Source organism: Paenibacillus sp. FSL L8-0470 (assembly GCF_038008625.1).
Taxonomy (GTDB): Bacteria; Bacillota; Bacilli; order Paenibacillales; family Paenibacillaceae; genus Paenibacillus_AQ.
In genome coordinates this window covers 3,602,344-3,619,445 of the sequence record NZ_JBBOZM010000001.1, presented here as the reverse complement: position 1 = coordinate 3,619,445, position 17,102 = coordinate 3,602,344, and the positions used below count along the sequence as shown (strand labels likewise).

The window sequence follows — 17,102 nt, the reverse complement described above, 5'->3', positions numbered from 1 at the left end:
GTGCACCACTGAATGTTGCTCCCGCTGGGAAGCACTCATAGTAGATTAATCCTATTCTGTTGTTGCACCAGTCTCCAATCATGATGCCGTAGAAAGGTTGAATGGCGTGGATGTAATTATTACATACCCTTACCCCGTATGGGTATGTTATAGTTTGTTTGTAAGAATAGAATCCCACTCCAAAGGAGAGATCATCTTGAAAATCGCAATCATGCTTTTCGATGGAATCACAGCATTAGATGCAATTGGTCCATACGATGTATTTGCTGCTACACTGAAATGTGAAGTGAAGTTTGTCGCTAAGAAAAAAGGGTTAATCAAACTGGACTCAAATATGGGTTATTTGCATGCCGATTACAGTTTTTCTGAAGTTACTTCAGCTGATATTCTCGTTGTTCCAGGTTGCAGTCCGCCAAATTATAAAACTCCAATGAATGACGAAGAAACGTTAAATTGGATTCGCCAAATACATGAAACTACGAAATGGACCACGTCGGTTTGTAACGGCTCTCTGATTTTGAGCGCCGCAGGCTTGTTAAATGGAATCGTAGCCACCAGTCATTGGGGATCCTTCGACCTGCTTCAATCTCTTGGAACAATTCCAACAGATGAAAGAGTGGTTCGTCAGGGCAAAATCGTTACAGCAGCCGGTGTCTCCTCTGGTATTGATATGGCACTTCAATTAATAGCATGGGAATTGGGAGATGATATGAGTAAAGGAGTCCAGCTGATTTTGGAATACGATCCTCAGCCTCCGTTTGACACGGGTTCCCCAAAGAAAGCGCCTGCTTTATTGGTAGAACAAATAAGAGGGATGTTACAAGAGTTTGCAAAACGGGAGCCCAATTTATAAATCACAAATAATTCAGCATATTCTCAATAGCGTTATTGGGGTAGGTTGGGGTAGGTTGGGGTAGGTTGGGGTAGGTTGAGGTAGGTGTAAGGTATCTGAGCAAGACCTCATTCCGGTATTAACGTGGCTTAAACGTTCAATATTGTTAGTACTTGGTAGCGGAAATATCCAAAGAAGAAGAAGGAGCGAAGTGCTCCTTCTTTTTTATAAATCGGGATCATTTGAATTAAAGAGAAACCTCTCATTGGATGCACCCCGGTGCTATATCTCATTAGTAGAATGTACATGTCTTAGCACGTTAAATTGTATAGTTACTAATTTTTCAAAAAAAGTTGTATGTGTCTTCGTTTCTAACGGTTACCCCTTAGCGGGGTGAAAACTGGTTATTTTAATGTTCAAATCCTCTTAACAGTGTAAATCTGCGTTTTGCTGGCGGTGCCCCACTAACGTCTCCCGATAGTTCAATGCTCTGAACTTGTTGTGATTAGAAGGACAAGTCCAAAAAAAAATATATCCAAATAAGACGGCGCCCCAAAAGGTGTTTCCAAAAGTATCATCACCATGCTTAATTTTTTTCAGAAGTGCCACTGTATTCACATAAAGGATAACACTTGCTATCGGGAGACTGAAGACAAAAAAGACTAGCATTAATTTAAGCTCATTAGACACCGTTGTCTCGATCTTGGGTATGCGGGAACAGAAGAAGCGTGTGGAACAGCTCTCCAAGTGTTATTCTTCTGCACGCATACTCCACAATTTCCTTGGGGGTTCACCATCCCATGACTCTACGGGTCTATGCCCTTACCTTCCTTCGTTTCACCTGACCAAGGCGTGGAGACCGATAACGTTTAGCTGACGGGTCTGAGCCCTTATCGGGCAGGAACTCGGTCCTCCGTGCTTTCTTTTTGAAATCCTACGAATGAGTCAATATACGTGATCGCTTAATCAGTCTTAGGCAGCTTGAATGCAAGTAGGGGCAGCTTTTCCAGGAGAAAAGGCTTCTCCCCTTTGAACGATGCCAATGATGATTCGTGCCAGTTTTCCAAGTAGTTTAAATACTGATTGTTGCTTTTTCATTTGCTTGACTTGAACATTATTCTCATGCAGCTGTCGGAACATCGGATGATTTCCAACGAGTTGGAGCGTGGCCAGATACAGGTATTTTCGCAGCGTAGCATCGCCCCTTTTAGAAAGCACAATCTGTCCCTTTCGTTTCCCTGAAGTACTTTCGGTTCAATTCTCTCTAGTATCTCTACCATCCGTTCGAACTCTTGTAATAGCCATTGTAAATCCTGTTTCGCTTCATTTAGAGCAGTCGTTTCGCCTATACTGTTCTTAGCTTGAGCGATGAGCTGCGCAGCCTTCTGCATGCCAGTCGAGCCACCAGCCCGTTTCATATGCTCTCTCCATCTCGTGATCACCTCTGATACGGAAAGAGACTCTAAATCCTGCGGAGAAGGGAATTCTTTAAGCGTAGCTATGGAACGTTTGCATGCCCAGTTTTTAAACACCGAGAAATACTCGGGGAACCGAATGTCTAACCAGCGAATGATCCGGTTCTGTAGCCGTACACTATTCGTCACCCAATATTCCCGGTCACTCATAATTGTTCGTAACTTCTGAAAGACGATAGCCTGTCGCGAGTATTCATAGTAGTAGCCTCGACTGATCACATCAGCAATGACAAGCGCATCCTTCGGATCACTTTTGGAGGGAGAATTATCGCGGTTCTCCGCTTGTGCAACATGAGTTTCCTTCGCGATATCTATACCCACAACAAGGTGAGATGTGGAAATTCGTTCAATGCGTTGATTTTGACCGTCTGATTGTTTAAACTTCATAATAAGAGCGCCTCCTTGATGGTGTTGGGTTATAAACCCGTCGACAAACCCATCATACCGAGGCGCTCCTTTTTTGACAAAGACCAAATCTTAGGCCTTACAGGAATGTTTAGTTCAATCAAAAGCAGCCTTTCCTTTTGGACTGAACTGCCGAGTTGGTTTTTTTCAACTATCGTTTCCGGTTAGTGCAAAGATTTTTAAAACACGAGCGCTCGTACAACTAAACAAGCCTTTGAAGTTTGACATTACATTCTGACGTTGTTGCAGTGACGTACTCTATATAATTCACAGAGCCATTATAGTTCAAATAAGTTTCATAACGCATACGGATGGCGGGTAAAGTAATCAAATCCAGAACATTTTCCTTTGGAACCCACCTGCACTCGCTGGTTTCATCAGAAGTAGCTAACTCTCCACCCACAGCTATGCACACAAAATCAAACATGACCTTCGTAGGAACATTAGTCACACCGTCATACCACTTATGGACCGCTGTATTCGAAACAACACTAATTAAATGGCTAACAGTGGCATCTATTCCACTTTCCTCTTTGATTTCACGAAGCACGCCATCAATCAGGTTTTCTCCAACTTCAGTTATTCCACCAGGATACACCCAACCATCGTTATGGGCTTTTACTAATAGGATATTACCATTTCCATCTTCTACAATTCCGCCTGCCGATACAATATGTGTCGGAAACGCCATTTCACGACCTCCCAATACGATAAGTTGTAGTTGTAAATTATTCCACATAGATCCTGTACTTTCCTGCTTCCGTGAATGTATATGCTTTAAGGTACTTACGAAACCGATTGAACTAAACTGCCCGCTACTACAAATAATAACGACTGCCGAAGCAACCGCTATTAAACTATAGTTTTCATTCAGTTTTGTATAAATGATCCATGAACTTATCGTGTAATTGTATTCCATCTCGTAAAGACTGCTTAGTCTCTTGATCGATCAAATCTACTTCAAAGTTCAACCCACCATAACCATCAATCATTTCCATAATGCGATAAATCACTTGCTCAACGAGCTCATTCTGAATTACAGCAAGTGCTTTTAGATCTTCTTCGGAGTTCAGCTTATTTCGAAGAAATTGATATGCCTCATCGGAATCGGTCCATCGAATGTTTGATTGAGGGTGGAAGCTTGCAACTGATAAATCAACATTAGTATCTTTAATTCCTTTTAAGTTTTCGAAAAGTAATCTCTGCTTCTCAGTCAACATATCATAGAACCCCTCCGTCAATATCTAATCTTTGTTCTATTATACACCTGTGTATTATTCAACCATCCTGCCGTTAGTTCAATCAAAGGCAGCCGTTCCTTTTGGATGGCTGCCGAGTTGGTTTGGTTGTTTTTAACTATCGTTTCCCGTTAGCCATACATGCAGCGCAAACGACGCACCACAGATGATGAAAATATATGTATCTGTTATACTGCTACTATGGCTGGGAGATGAAGGTGGATAAGCTATGGTGCCTACGACCTAATTTGAGCTTAATGAAAACAAGGGAGCAGCTCTGCCATGGCAAACTACTCCTTGTTTGATTCAACTATCCTTCATCTTTCACTCAATGATTCACTTTGTTTCTAACGAATCAGATTGTTCACTACGGAGGACTTCATTTATTTGACACCATTCAAAATTTAGGAATAGCTTCCTTTTGTGCATTTGAAATAAAAAGGGAGTATATTGTATTTTTGTCGAATTTGCAGTAATAAACATATGAGAAGTATTGAATACAAACAAGTGTTTCCTGTCACGACAATATATATAAAGTGAGGAGCATAGACCATGATAATCAAACCAAGAACACGCGGCTTCATATGCACAACTGCACATCCAGAGGGATGCGCCAGCCAAGTTCAACAGCAAATACAAGCGATAACAAAACGGCCGAAGATCCAGGGCCCCCGTAATGTTCTGGTAATTGGAGCCTCAACCGGATATGGTCTTGCTTCCCGCATTACATCTGCTTTCGGTGCGGGCGCAAGCACAGTGGGCGTGTATCGGCAGAGCAGTCCCAACGGAAAACGGACTGCATCCGCTGGCTGGTATAATTCAGCGGCGTTTGAACGGCTTGCCGAAGAAGCTGGCCTGCAGTCATACAGTGTCGCCGGTGACGCTTTCACGCAAGAAACCAAAGAGCGAACTATTGAGCTGATCCGCCAGAAGCTGGGACAGGTCGATCTTGTGGTCTACAGTGTTTCTACTGGACGACGGAGTGATCCGCAGACCGGTGAGGTGTATCAATCTGCGCTGAAGCCCATCGGGCACACCTACACTAATAAAACGGTAGACTTCCATACCGGTGAAGTAAGCACCATATCTATTGAGCCTGCCACAGAAGAGGAAATCCGCGGCACGGTCAAAGTGATGGGCGGTGAAGATTGGCTGCTGTGGATTAATGCTCTCCGGGAAGCGGGTGTGCTGGCAGACGATGCGACAACGATAGCCTACTCCTATATCGGGCCGGAGCTTACGGATGCAGTCTACCGCTCCGGAACCATCGGCCGGGCTAAGGATCATCTGGAAGCCACCGCCAGAGAGCTTAACGGGCAGATGAAGGTTCATGGCGGTCGCGCATTCGTCGTAGTTAGTAAAGGGCTGGTGACCCAATCGAGTTCCGCCTTGCCGGTTGTTCCTTTATACATCTCAGTCCTGTTCAAAGTCATGAAGGAACTGGAGCTGCACGAAGGTTGTATTGAACAGACATACCGACTGTTTGCAGATCGTCTCTATACAGGTGGAGAAGTTCCGCTGGATGAGGAAGGACGTATTCGTATTGATGACTGGGAAATGTCGCCTGCCGTTCAAGCTGAGGTAACCCGCCTCTGGAAACTATTGTCCACAGAGCATATGAATGAACTTACCGACCTGGAAGGCTACCGCAGAGAGTTCTTCCAGTTGTTTGGCTTTGAGAATGCAGATATCAACTATGAAGCAGACACGAACCCGGAAGTTGCTATACCAAACTTATTCCAATAAGTCTGACAAGTAAGTTAACCAAGTGTTTCCTTCCTCAGATAGCTAGATAGAAAGAAGCGCTGTTCCGGGCCAGGAGCTTTCCATAATAGGCGATAGGTCCTGCACGAGATCCTCTTTGTACCAGTCCGACTATAGCGTAATATCAGGGTGTTCCAATGCCGTTGCCTTTATTGATTTAACTCCCATTTTTGTTTCATTTGTAGGAGGGTCGATATGCCGATCAAGAAAAAGATCACCCTTAAACAGCTTGCCGATGAGCTGGGATTAACCGTTCATACTGTTTCTAAGGCACTTCGCGGGCTGCCCGGGATGTCGGAGCATACCCGAAATGAGGTTCGTCTGCTGGCCGACAAGCTCGGCTATCATACCAAAGAACAGGAACGCAGCCAGTTGTTCGAAAATACACCACTATATGCGGGTGCGGGACGCCGCTTTATCTTCTTGATTGCAGCGGACCAGGGACTGAAGTCGGAGCTGCACCGCATTCTGCTGGAGAGTGTACAGCAGCGTCTGGCTGAAGCCGGTCATGCGGTTGAAGTTGTTTTTGTGCCAGATGATCTTTGGCAGCCGGGAAGGTTCAAATCCTGGAGAGACAGGAACAACCTGAAGTATGCAGATGGAATATTTATCAGCCCGGTTATCCCTGAAGCTGTGGAAGCCCGACTGATCGGATTGCCCATGCCGCGCATTCTGCTTCATTTCCCGCCTCCGGGAGCAGGTGTGGACAGCGTGATCTGGAATGTGTATGACGCTATGCAGCAAGCAATCAGGCACTTAATTGCCATGGGACACCGCCGCATCATGTATATCGGAGATATCCGGCGGAGCCGGGGATACCGGATGCGCTGGCAAGCCTTCAACACTGCAATAGATGAAGCCGGAATGAGCTTACCCTTAGATGAGTTCCATATCTTTGAGCTGGATGGGCCGCAGGATAAATGGACAGGCAGATGGCAGGAAAAGATCAGCCGTTATGCCCCCACTGCCTTTGTGTGTGCTTCACAGGACGCTCTGACCCGTACCTATCTGGCCTGTCAAATCACAGGCCATACCATTCCAGGCGACTTCTCCCTGATTGGACTGGAGCCTGAAGCAGTATTGCCTGGCATCCTGCCCGATATCGCCCGGCCCACATTGCCTGTGACGGAAACCGGGTATCGCGCAGTGGACCGGATGTTGTGGCGGATCGCTAACCCGGCCCTCCCCTACGAGCAGATTATGCTTCAGGGCGGTCTTCATGGAGGGACCACCGTCCGCAAAGTTCTCCCTTTCACTTGACGGTAATCCTACTGCAAAAGATTACCCCCGTCCGGGAACAAGGTGCTGCCTGTTGTGAAGGGGTTCGTCATCAGGTAAAGTACTGTATGCGCAATCTCCCCATCATAGCCAACACGTCCCAGTAGCAGACAGTTTCTCGTATTCTTTAAGATGTTCTCTCCGCGAGCTGGAAGAGGCCATATTAATTGAACGGAAAGTGTTCCCCAGTATCCCCGCAAAGGTTGAATACAGCCTCTCCGCTCACGGTAAAACGCTGAGTACCCTTTTGGACAGCATGTGCGGCTGGGGGCGTTCTTTTGAGGACGGCGAAGCCGTTTCCACTTATTCAATGACGGTGTCTCATTGAAAAGAGGTCAGCCAGAAAACTGGCCGACCTCTTTGTGTTGTTACAGGGAATGTGTAATTCAATAATAGCCGTCCGCTATTATCTGCCGATGCGTGCGAATGGAGAAATCAATAAATCAATGTCGCTCCACTCTTTAGGGGAGTTGGACTCTGAAACCCCTGGCGTATCGGAAGTCGCTGGATCATTAGGAAGGGTATCCATTGGCGAGAACTCGCCTTGGTGCAGCATTACACCAATACCTGCATTCTCAATATCCGGATTTCCGAGTGCGCTAAGCGGGATTTTCGCTTCATAGAATGTGTCACGATTTGGATCGTGGCCAAGCGCCATGAAGTTTATAAGCTTGCTTGAATCATTAACATCATCAGCATCTTTCACGCCCCACAGGGATGTATAACCTTTGCCTTTAGCAAATTTAACGGTAATACCTGCTGCTGCGCCTGTCTTATAGTTCACTCCAGCATCGTCAACAGGGAACAAACCGTTTACGGCTCTGGAAATGTAACCGGAGTGGAACATATTCGAAGCGATGTTGAACTGATAATCAGGAAGATCCAGTCCGCCCCAGAGCGGCTTATTTCCATTCTTCTTCCACATATCATTTGTTGCACCAGCACCAGGAATTGTATCAATGGCAATCGTCTGCGGCATATCCATGGAGCGGATCGGTGTACCGCCTGCAGAACCAGCATTGGCAGGATCAACGATGTCTGTAACATCTACATACTGCCAAGCCAGATACACGAACTCACTATCCCATGCAGCCCACAGATGGCTAAGATCCATTGGCGTTTCATGTAGAGACCAGTTGCTGCCGAGTGTACGCGGGTCGTCACCGGCCATGTCGATGGCAATCAGCATGTCATCTGTCCATTCACCACTGTTCACTCCATCAATTGTGATCGGAGTGGATACGCGTTTACCGAATGAAGGATTAGTGGAATATGGCTTGTCACCACCAGGAATAACGATCGTTCCTTTCAATGTTACCACTGTAAGTTCAGCGCTTGCTGCTGAGAAGTTATTTGCAGCATCGAAAGCTTTTACCGTGTAGGTATACGATGTTTCTTCAGCCAAACCTGTGTCCGTGAAAGCAGGAGTTGTTGAAGTTCCTACTTTTACTGCATCACGATAGATGTCGTAACCTGCTACAGCCACATTATCTGTTGAAGCTGCCCAGGACAGGCTCACTGTTGAAGTTGTCTTACCGGTCGATATAAGACTGGCTGGAACACTTGGCGCCTCTGTATCGGTTCCGGCTGAAGTTTCAACGGTTACTTCGTTGCTGGCAGCTGAAAGGTTGCCTGCAGCGTCGAAAGCTTTAACTGTGTACTTATACGAAGTTTCTTTAGTTAATCCTGTGTCGGAATAGCTTGGAACTGTTGAAGTACCCACTTTAGCTCCATTACGATATATTTCATAACCCTCTACACCAACGTTATCCGTCGAAGCTGTCCACTGAAGGGCAACACTGGTAGTAGTTGCTGTACCTGTTACATTACTTGGCGCCGAAGGTGCGATGCTATCACCCGCACCCGATACTTGAATGATTACTTCATTGCTGTTCGCAGAGAAATTATTTGCAGCATCACGAGCGCGGACTTGGTACTTGTAAGTTGTAACATCCGTTACCGTGCTGTCGATGAATGTTGTTGCCTTCACCGTAAATGTCTCCGTGCTTATACCAGCCTTACGGGTTATTTGGTAATCTGCTACCCCGACATTGTCAGTTGAGGCCCCCCAAGTCAAGGTGATCGTCTTAGGCGTTCCACTGCTTAGATTGCCAGCCAGGTTAGACGGGACAGAAGGGGCAATCGTATCAGCTCCCACCGGTTTTTCCCCAAGCTTCACTTGTCCTGGAGCATTGTTGTTGCCAGGAACGTAAATATTGTCGCCTGCGTTGAAGAAGTAGTTCTTCTGACCATTGCTGTCCCAAACATTGCTTCCGTTATTGAAGCAAGCTTCCAGACGGCTAGCGGTTCCAATATCAACAGTTATTTTTTTGTAACCGGGATTCAACGAATCATTCTCCATCTTCACGCCAGGAGCAGACGTCCAAGTGCCACCCTCGGCGCGATAATGAATGTTTACATTCGTCCAGCCCTCTTTGTAGTACACGGTAACTTTATTGCCCGGATTTGCAGTTCCCGGTTTACCGGCAGTCACTTTACCTGCGTCATAGGTATTGTCGCCTATGTCGAAGAAATAGTTCTTCTGATTGTTGTTATCCCATTGACCGCTGCCATTGTTGAATGCTACCTCTGCGCGTGTTGCCGGTGAGGTTCCCAGGTCAATCGTGTGCACTGCATATCCCTGAATTTCAGAATCCTCCATCTTCACGCCCGGACTGGCTGTCCAGTTGCCACCTTCAGCGCGGTAGTGAATGTAAGGATTTGTGTATCCCTTTTTGTAGTAAACAGTAACGGTGTTGTCCGTACCTTGTTCAGGCGGATTGGTCTTAACGCTGAGCTCGTTACTCGGATTGGAGGTTCCGCCGGATTGGCTTCTGGCAATAACTTTAAAGGAATACGTTGTTTCTGCAGTCAAGCCTGTATCCTTATAAGTTGCAGTTGTCGACGAACCAACCTTCACATTGTTGCGGTATATGTCGTATCCGGCAATTCCGGAGCTGTCGGTAGATGCATTCCAAGTCAATGTTACTGTCTTGTCTGTCTTTACAGACACAGCCAGGTTCGATGGAGCCGTCGGTTTAGTCACGACACGCGGATCATTATCGGACCAAGCGCTTCCGTCATACCAGCCTGTTGCTGTTCTGGTGAATCCAGCTTGGTTCTGAGCTGGCACTTGTTTGCCTGTGCTGTCTTTAAAGATAATTGTAGCTTGTTCAGCCGTGTCGAAGCTGTAGACATACCAGTCTCCGCCAGCGCTTGTCATAGCTGGAGCTGTAGCCCAGGTTGGGTCATTGTCCTTAGGTGCTGTGTCGTAGTAGTAGATGGAAGGTGTTCCCCATCCAGCCGGTTTCTTGAGATAAACCTCCAGCTTGGCGTTAGGATCGCCCTTCGTAAAATCGTAAGACGCCGTACCTTCGCCATTTTCATTCGTAGCGTACATCTTCAGTGTTTTCGTGTCATTAATGGCCATGCCTGCGCCAATTGTGATTGTTGTTCCATTGGTAAATGCAGTTCCGTTAATCGGATCACTGCCATCCAGCGTGTACTTGCCGCTGTCCGTATTTTTGATCGAAAGCGTTACAGAGGTAGTTTCGGTTTTAAATTTACCGCCTGCTGGTGAAGCCGTCAGAACCGGGAACCTTTTGTTTACGCCAACATTTTCAATCAGAATAACGCCGTTGGCTCCAGCGGTAAATTTAGCCTTGCCTCCGCTTACAATCCCTTCGTTTTGCGTGTAAGTATCGCGTACAGTAGTGCCATCCGGGAAGATGCCGGATACATTCACATCCACAGTTCCGGAGACTCCTGTAGCAACTACTACTTTATCCAGGATATCATCCTTCTCATAGATGCGTGAGAATGTATACGGACTGTCCGCAATTTTCTTATGAGTTCCTGCGCCTACAGCAATGTGATTGTTTCTGAATTGTCCTATCTTCTGCCAGTGTGACAGAACACCTTGGTGAATACCGCTCCAGTTCATAGATGAACGCGCACCCTGATCCGGGTCAGAGCCGGTAGCTCCGAACGGTCTTGCCGTCTCATCTCCATAGAATGTTTGCACTCCGCCCGGAAGAAGCAGCAGCGCGGTGCCTGCTTGAATCAGGTTTCCACGGTTGTACAACCCTTTATCGTGGGAAGAAAGGTAGCTGAGCATATTGTAGTTAGGCAGATCTCCGTTTAATTCACTTGCATACCGGGAGAAGAGCCCTTCCAGGTCGCTCATATTTGCGCTTTGGAAGGAGAAGTTGATTAAGGAATCAAATCCGTTATCGAAATAAGTGCCGGTTCTTCCGAGGCCATGACCCCACACTTCCCCGGTCATCCAGAAGTTATCTGTCCAGTCTGCTCCCGGTTTCGTTGGGTTGTTCTGCCTCCATTTCGCAAGGGAACTGCTTGCGCTTGTCTTGAGCTCTTTCCATCTATCAGCTTGAACATGCTTCGCAGTATCGATACGGAAACCATCCACTCCGAATTCTTCGACCCATGAAGACAGCCATTTGATCATGTAATCCTTAGGGGCGACGTTCAGGTCTTTGCGGTATTGCTTGGCAGCCGGAACGATCCAGTTGTCGTAACCGCTTGTTTCTTTGTTGAACTTCGTCTTCAGTAGCGGCGGCAAACCGGTACCACTAGTGGATTCGGTCTTGATATCAGGCAGGAACCCTACGCACAGCGTCTGATCGTTACCGCTGCATTGATCGTATCCCGCAATAGTGTTGGCACGAATCCAGCTACTTCCCCACCAGGAAGCCCATGCACTGGAATTATTTGTGTTCATAATGTTATTGTGCGTGTGCCAGTTCTGGCCTTGGCTTTTATCCGGAATCCAGTTGCCGGCGAGTCCGCCGCGGTCACCGTATCCGTATTCCGCCATATCCACAAGTGTCGGATAAGCGACATGGTTCATCACCACGTCAAGGACAACACGAATTCCCTTGGTGTGGGCAAGGTCAACGAACTCGCGCATTTCATCAATGGTACCGATGCTCTTGTCCATCGCAGTGAAATCAAGTCCATAGTAGCCATGGTAGCCATAGTGAGCAAAGTCACCGTCTTTACCGCCTACCCAGCCGTGCATTTGTTCCCAAGGAGCTGTAATCCAAATTGCATTTGTACCCAGATCGGTGAAGTAACCTTCTTCCAGCTTTTTGGTCAAACCTTTAATATCTCCGCCGTGGAATGTACCCACATCCGAGCCCCAGGTATCTGTCTTAGGTCTGCCATAAGCGTTGTCATTGCTGGTATTACCGTTGTTGAAACGGTCTGTCATAACGAAGTAAACGTTTGCATTATCCCAGCTGAATGGGCTTACTTCTTGCTGCTGCCCGCCGTTGCCGATTTTAACGGCAGCAGGAGCACTGAATGCTGATCTCTGTCCAATCGTATCTACAGCTCTGACTGTGTAGGAATACGTTTTGTCATTTGCTACAGTGTTGTCTGAATATGCTGTTCCCGTGGCTTCGCCTTTCAGCATACCGTCACGGAAAATTTCATATTTCACAATACCCTTGTCATCCGTAGAAGGACTCCATATCAGGTTGACTGATATTGTGCCTGATGCGGTTCCCTTCACATTCATTGGCACAGTTGGAAGCTGATCTTGCGTTCCGCCGCCAACGGTAACAGCAGCCGCAGGGCTGAATCCTGATTTCTGACCGACTGTATCTACTGCCTTGACTGTATAGGAATAGGTCTTGTTAGCTGCTACTGTTGAATCGTTGTAAGTAGTGCTGGCGGACTCACCGATGAGAGCGCTGTCACGATAAACCTCGTATTTAGCAATTCCCTTGTCGTCAGTAGAAGCTGTCCAACTCAGATTTACAGAGGTAGTGCCTACTGCTGTTCCTTGTACATTTGTTGGTACTGTAGGGGCTTGATCGGTTGGAGTTGCCACATCTGGTACCCATACCGATACAGAACCGTCTTTAACCTTGAATGTACCATTGCCGCTAGAGCCGATAGTTACTTTATCAGAGAAGTTGCCTGTGATATCTTTCCATTGTTCACCGGCGTGGCTTGTTCCCACATACATAGTTTTCGATCCGCCGGCACGGTCTGTCATGACTGTTGCCAAGCCCGAGTTTGGTTTGGAAGCCAAACCTTCACGAGTCCAGCCGATCATGTCATCACTATCAAGATAGTCGTTTTGTTTACCGTAAGCGTAATCCTTGCGTGCTTTGAGAAGCGGATCAAGCTTGCTCTTCAGCGATTTAATTTTCCCTGTTCCAGGACCAGCAGTGTTGCTGCTTCTGGTTCCATAGTAGTCACCATAGAATACTGAGGGATAACCTTCCTGTCGTGTCAGAGTGTACGCATAAGCTAGCGGTTTAAACCAATCAAGAACCTGTGCGCCATGAGAATCTGAACGGTCAGGCTGCGTATCATGATTCTCAATGAAAGTAACGGATTTACCCGAATTTGTTCCCGTCAATGTTCCGCTGGCCAGGTTGCGCATGCTATAACCTCCGTTGGAACTGGAGGCTGCCGCAAAGTTGTTGCGGAGCGGGAAATCAAATAAGGACATGTTTTGATTCACTTTACCCAGGTAGGAGTTCAATTCAGCTGTACCACCGATAAATTCACCGACAGTGAACAACTCTTTGCCTGTTTTGGTACGGGCATTTTCTACAAATTCCTTCATGAAGCCGTATTTGATATGTTTAACAGCATCTAGTCTGTAACCATCCAGACCCATTTCGTTGACATACCATACGCCCCATTTTTTTATTTCATCTGCAACTGCAGTGTTGTCATAGTCAATGTCGGTACCCATCAGGTAGTCATAGTTACCGTTCTCGGTGCTAACCTCCCAATCCCATGCTTTGCCTGGAAAGCGGTAAATTTTATCGTAGTCCCCTGAACCGTCAAAGTGCGTCCAATTCCATTTGAAATTGGAATAGGCATTGTTGCGGCCATCAAAATTGTATTTTGTCCAAACGTTTGTATTGAACTCGCCGATCGTCTGGTTGCGGTTGTTCCCATGTACTTGCGTCACTTTAATATTCTCGCTTTGATCGCCGCCCATCAAATGATTGACAACGATATCGCCGTAGACTTGAACATTGTTGTTGTGAAGCGATTCGATCGCCGATTTCAGTTCAGCTTTCGTACCATATTTGGTACGTACGGTTCCTTTCTGGTTGAATTCACCCAGATCGTAGAAATCGTAAACGCCATAACCAACATCGTCTGTTCCCACATGGCCTTTATAAGCAGGCGGTATCCAGATTGCCGTGATCCCCACATCGCTCAGATTAGCCGCTTCAGCAGCAAGATGGTTCCAATGTCCACCATCCTTAGGTGTATTCCATTCGAAAAACTGCATCATCGTGTTATTAACCGGCGCGCTGCTGGTTGTTGCAGACGCTTCTATGGACGGTGCTGTCGGGGTCAATGTGGCCGCTGTTGCTTGGCCCGCTGGCAATACTGCAACGCTCCCCAGCATTGAGCAGAGCAGCATCATGCTTAGTAAAACTTTGCAACTCTTTTTCACCATTAGTTTTTTTCTCCTCCTGTACCCTTTGATATGAAACGAGTACGTGATCCGTAAACCAGCAAGCGATCTGCTGCTAAAAATCTGGTTTTTTTCGGACTGCAATCGTTTGCATCCAAGTCCATCTTACCAACTTATGTTAAAGTCTAGTTAAAGTAATGAAATAAGTTTTTAAGCAAAGTCTTTGATTATTCGATAAGCGGTGTTTTAATACTACGCATCCATGGATTCCATCAAAAGTGAAACCGATCCGTTAAATTTATAGCCGGCACCTCTGACAGTATGAATATATAGCGGTTTACTCGGTTTTTTTTCGATTTTTTGCCGCAAGTTATAAATATGAACCATGACGGTTCGTATGTCCCCATGCTTAATGTCTTTCCAAATTAGATCATATAAGGTTTCGGTGTGAAATACGCGATTCGGGTTCTTTGCCAGAACAACAAGGAGTCGGAATTCTTTAGAAGATAAAGAGACTTCCTTGCCATAGACAATTACTGAGTGGGTAGTAGGATCGATCTGCAGGCCTGGAAAAACTATTAAATGACGTTGATTAACAGGGAAAGCCCGTTTATACCTGCGGAGGTGTGCTCTGACCCGGGCGAGCAATACTTCAAAGCTGGAGGGTTTGGCAATAAACTCATCTGCCCCCCGGTTCAAGGCTTCAATCCTAAGATAATCTTCAGTATGATGACTTGTAAAAAGTACTGGTTTATCGCTGAATTTGCGCAATTCCGTGCATAAGTTCAAGCCCCCCGCGCCTGGCATTGACAGGTCAAGAATAATTAAATCAGGATCGTGAGAATGAATGATGCTTACCAATGCTTGTCCGCCGTGAGGATATCCAACAGCATCATATCCATGCTCTAGTAAGGATTGAACCAATATTTTGCGAGGTTCAGTATCATCATCAATGATTATGATTTTTTCCCGCATTCATTTTTCTCCTTTCATAAGATGTGTAAGCGCTTTCCTGATGATGTTAAAGAGACAGCCCTACTTCATTTACAGGGTGGTCGTTTGTTGGCCTATTCCTAATTTAATCAGTAGTAAAAACAATCTCAACCTCTTGTAGATATTAACATTACAAGGTGAACTTTAGAGCGTGTACAAAATCCTGTTATTTTCATACAAAAATATCATATGCTGTGGTATATCGCAACTATATAGACCACAATCTAATCGCCAAATGGGTTACAAGAATGATCAGCAGCGCATCCAGAAAACGAGCCAGGCCATTGAGGGATTTGTGATGTGCCAGTGCATTGCAATGAGACTCTCCAACTGGTGGCCTTGCAATTCTCAGGCCGCACCTCAGGGCTGTTTTTCCGCTACCTGCGAACGCCCTCCCATGCCGTGGTCTCCGAAGCCAGCGTTGCCGCTTATTTACGCAAGTCTATTTTTCGCCTGTTTGCTCATGGTTTCTTAGCTCTGTAGAACTTTTGACTGTCCAGTAAGATTATAAGGCGTTTTTTTCATTCGAATAGGCAGAGAGAAGATCCTGGAGAAATTGTATAAAGGCTTCTGTATCGGTCTTCCTCTCTTACTGGTGATGCATCGTGGTCCATCTCAGCACAACTCATCTATTATATTTACATAATGAAAGCACCTCACAGGGTAAGCCTGATAGAGTTGTTGAACTTATGCAGGTATACCCGTGTTCAACATAAAACCTCCTTAAATTTTGATAGCTGGCAACTAAGGAAATATGTATTTCTTGACAATCGTTGTTAAATAATTCATTTTCTGAATGCTCTAATAATAATCCTCCGTAATTTTCACCTCTGTAGGATGGGAGGATAGCCAGTCTATCAACAATTCCAATCTCTCCATCCCGCCGGGTGCCTATGGTCCCTATTGGTTCATCATTCACAAATAAAATTTTAACCGTTGAATTGTTAATTCTGGTTATTGCCATCCTTTCCGTTTCGAACGCAGCATGATTGGGATATTCTGTTTCTGATACCAGAAGTAATTCGGTTCGTCTTTTAAATGATTCAGTAATAATCTTTGATACGGCTATGCCATCTTTGACGGTGGCTTTTCTTATCTCTGGTTGCTTCATGGATCTTCACCTCAATAGTGGATATTAGGAAGCTATATAGATTGAAACTTTTGCCCTTTTGTGTAGTTATTAAGTTCATTCTAAATAAATCATACATATTTACATTAGTAACTTATATTAATTAGTGATATAATTTCAGCATGAAACCTAAAAACCATCCTAATGACCTTAATGTCGCCGATTTAACCCTGGTGCTCGAAAATTTGACTAGGATCCTGATTCGGTTGCCGTCCATTGAAAAACTAAGCTTCACAACATTATCTGTCCTGCACACCTTGTCGCGCAAAAGCCCCATGCGGCTGACTGAGCTGACAGCCACTGAGCAGGTTACGCAGTCGGCAATCACACAGCTCGTAACCCGGCTTGAACGGGACGGGCTCGTTGAGCGCCGCCCGGATCCGAATGATGGCCGGGTCGTTCAAGTGCACATAACCGGACTTGGCGCAAATGTGATCGATTCACGTCGCTTGGACCGCATGGCACAGCTCTCAACGTTCACCCAAGGACTCAGCCTGGAGGAACAACAGGCCATTACATCCGCAATCCCCGCATTGCAGCATCTGGCCGAACTGGGGAACGAATAGTCCCA

General features: G+C 46.1%; 9 protein-coding genes and 4 pseudogenes. 5 read left to right on the top strand and 8 right to left on the bottom strand.

The genetic code is table 11. The features are described 5' to 3' along the window. Positions 1-196 precede the first annotated feature (196 nt). Positions 197-853, top strand: coding sequence for a DJ-1/PfpI family protein (locus tag NST99_RS16430; RefSeq protein WP_341093116.1), 657 nt, complete (start codon positions 197-199; stop codon positions 851-853). Between the two features lie 951 nt (positions 854-1,804). Here the strand turns inward: NST99_RS16430 and NST99_RS16425 are convergent. The 3 genes and pseudogenes from NST99_RS16425 to NST99_RS16415 all read right to left on the bottom strand — a co-directional run bounded on the left by NST99_RS16425 (position 1,805) and on the right by NST99_RS16415 (position 3,932). After that, a pseudogene (locus NST99_RS16425) lies at positions 1,805-2,694 on the bottom strand (IS110 family transposase). 220 nt (positions 2,695-2,914) lie between these two features. Next, a complete protein-coding gene (locus NST99_RS16420) occupies positions 2,915-3,403 on the bottom strand; it encodes an NUDIX hydrolase (RefSeq protein ID WP_341093115.1) in 489 nt (162 codons plus the stop codon). Between the two features lie 175 nt (positions 3,404-3,578). Next, positions 3,579-3,932 carry a hypothetical protein gene (locus tag NST99_RS16415; RefSeq protein WP_341093114.1) on the bottom strand — a complete coding sequence of 118 codons (354 nt, stop codon included), beginning with the start codon at positions 3,930-3,932 and terminating at the stop codon, positions 3,579-3,581. Between the two features lie 570 nt (positions 3,933-4,502). On the opposite strand from NST99_RS16415, the gene fabV reads away from it, so the two are divergent. After that, a complete protein-coding gene (gene fabV, locus NST99_RS16410) occupies positions 4,503-5,696 on the top strand; it encodes an enoyl-ACP reductase FabV (protein WP_341093113.1) in 1,194 nt (397 codons plus the stop codon). 213 nt (positions 5,697-5,909) lie between these two features. Then, positions 5,910-6,974, top strand: coding sequence for a LacI family DNA-binding transcriptional regulator (locus NST99_RS16405; RefSeq protein ID WP_341093112.1), 1,065 nt, complete (start codon positions 5,910-5,912; stop codon positions 6,972-6,974). 8 nt (positions 6,975-6,982) lie between these two features. Here the strand turns inward: NST99_RS16405 and NST99_RS16400 are convergent. Then, positions 6,983-7,093, bottom strand: a pseudogene (locus NST99_RS16400) (SDR family oxidoreductase); the annotation flags it as partial. 32 nt (positions 7,094-7,125) lie between these two features. Between NST99_RS16400 and NST99_RS16395 the strand changes: the two are divergent. Beyond that, positions 7,126-7,320: pseudogene (locus NST99_RS16395) on the top strand (winged helix-turn-helix transcriptional regulator); the annotation flags it as partial. 78 nt (positions 7,321-7,398) lie between these two features. Here NST99_RS16395 and NST99_RS16390 read toward each other — a convergent pair. From NST99_RS16390 to NST99_RS16380, 4 genes and pseudogenes are all read right to left on the bottom strand, one after another. After that, on the bottom strand, positions 7,399-12,225 hold the full coding sequence (locus NST99_RS16390; protein WP_445745033.1) for a carbohydrate binding domain-containing protein: 4,827 nt from the start codon (positions 12,223-12,225) through the stop codon (positions 7,399-7,401). 630 nt (positions 12,226-12,855) lie between these two features. After that, positions 12,856-14,415, bottom strand: a pseudogene (locus tag NST99_RS33740) (alpha-amylase); the annotation flags it as partial. Between the two features lie 246 nt (positions 14,416-14,661). Then, positions 14,662-15,384, bottom strand: a complete 723-nt coding sequence (locus NST99_RS16385) for a response regulator transcription factor (RefSeq protein ID WP_341093110.1) — start codon at positions 15,382-15,384, stop codon at positions 14,662-14,664. 643 nt (positions 15,385-16,027) lie between these two features. After that, a complete protein-coding gene (locus NST99_RS16380; protein ID WP_341093109.1) occupies positions 16,028-16,513 on the bottom strand; it encodes a GNAT family N-acetyltransferase in 486 nt (161 codons plus the stop codon). Between the two features lie 140 nt (positions 16,514-16,653). Here NST99_RS16380 and NST99_RS16375 point away from each other — a divergent pair, with 140 nt between their 5' ends. Then, positions 16,654-17,097, top strand: coding sequence for a MarR family winged helix-turn-helix transcriptional regulator (locus NST99_RS16375; RefSeq protein WP_341093107.1), 444 nt, complete (start codon positions 16,654-16,656; stop codon positions 17,095-17,097). The last annotated feature ends 5 nt before the right edge of the window (positions 17,098-17,102 follow it).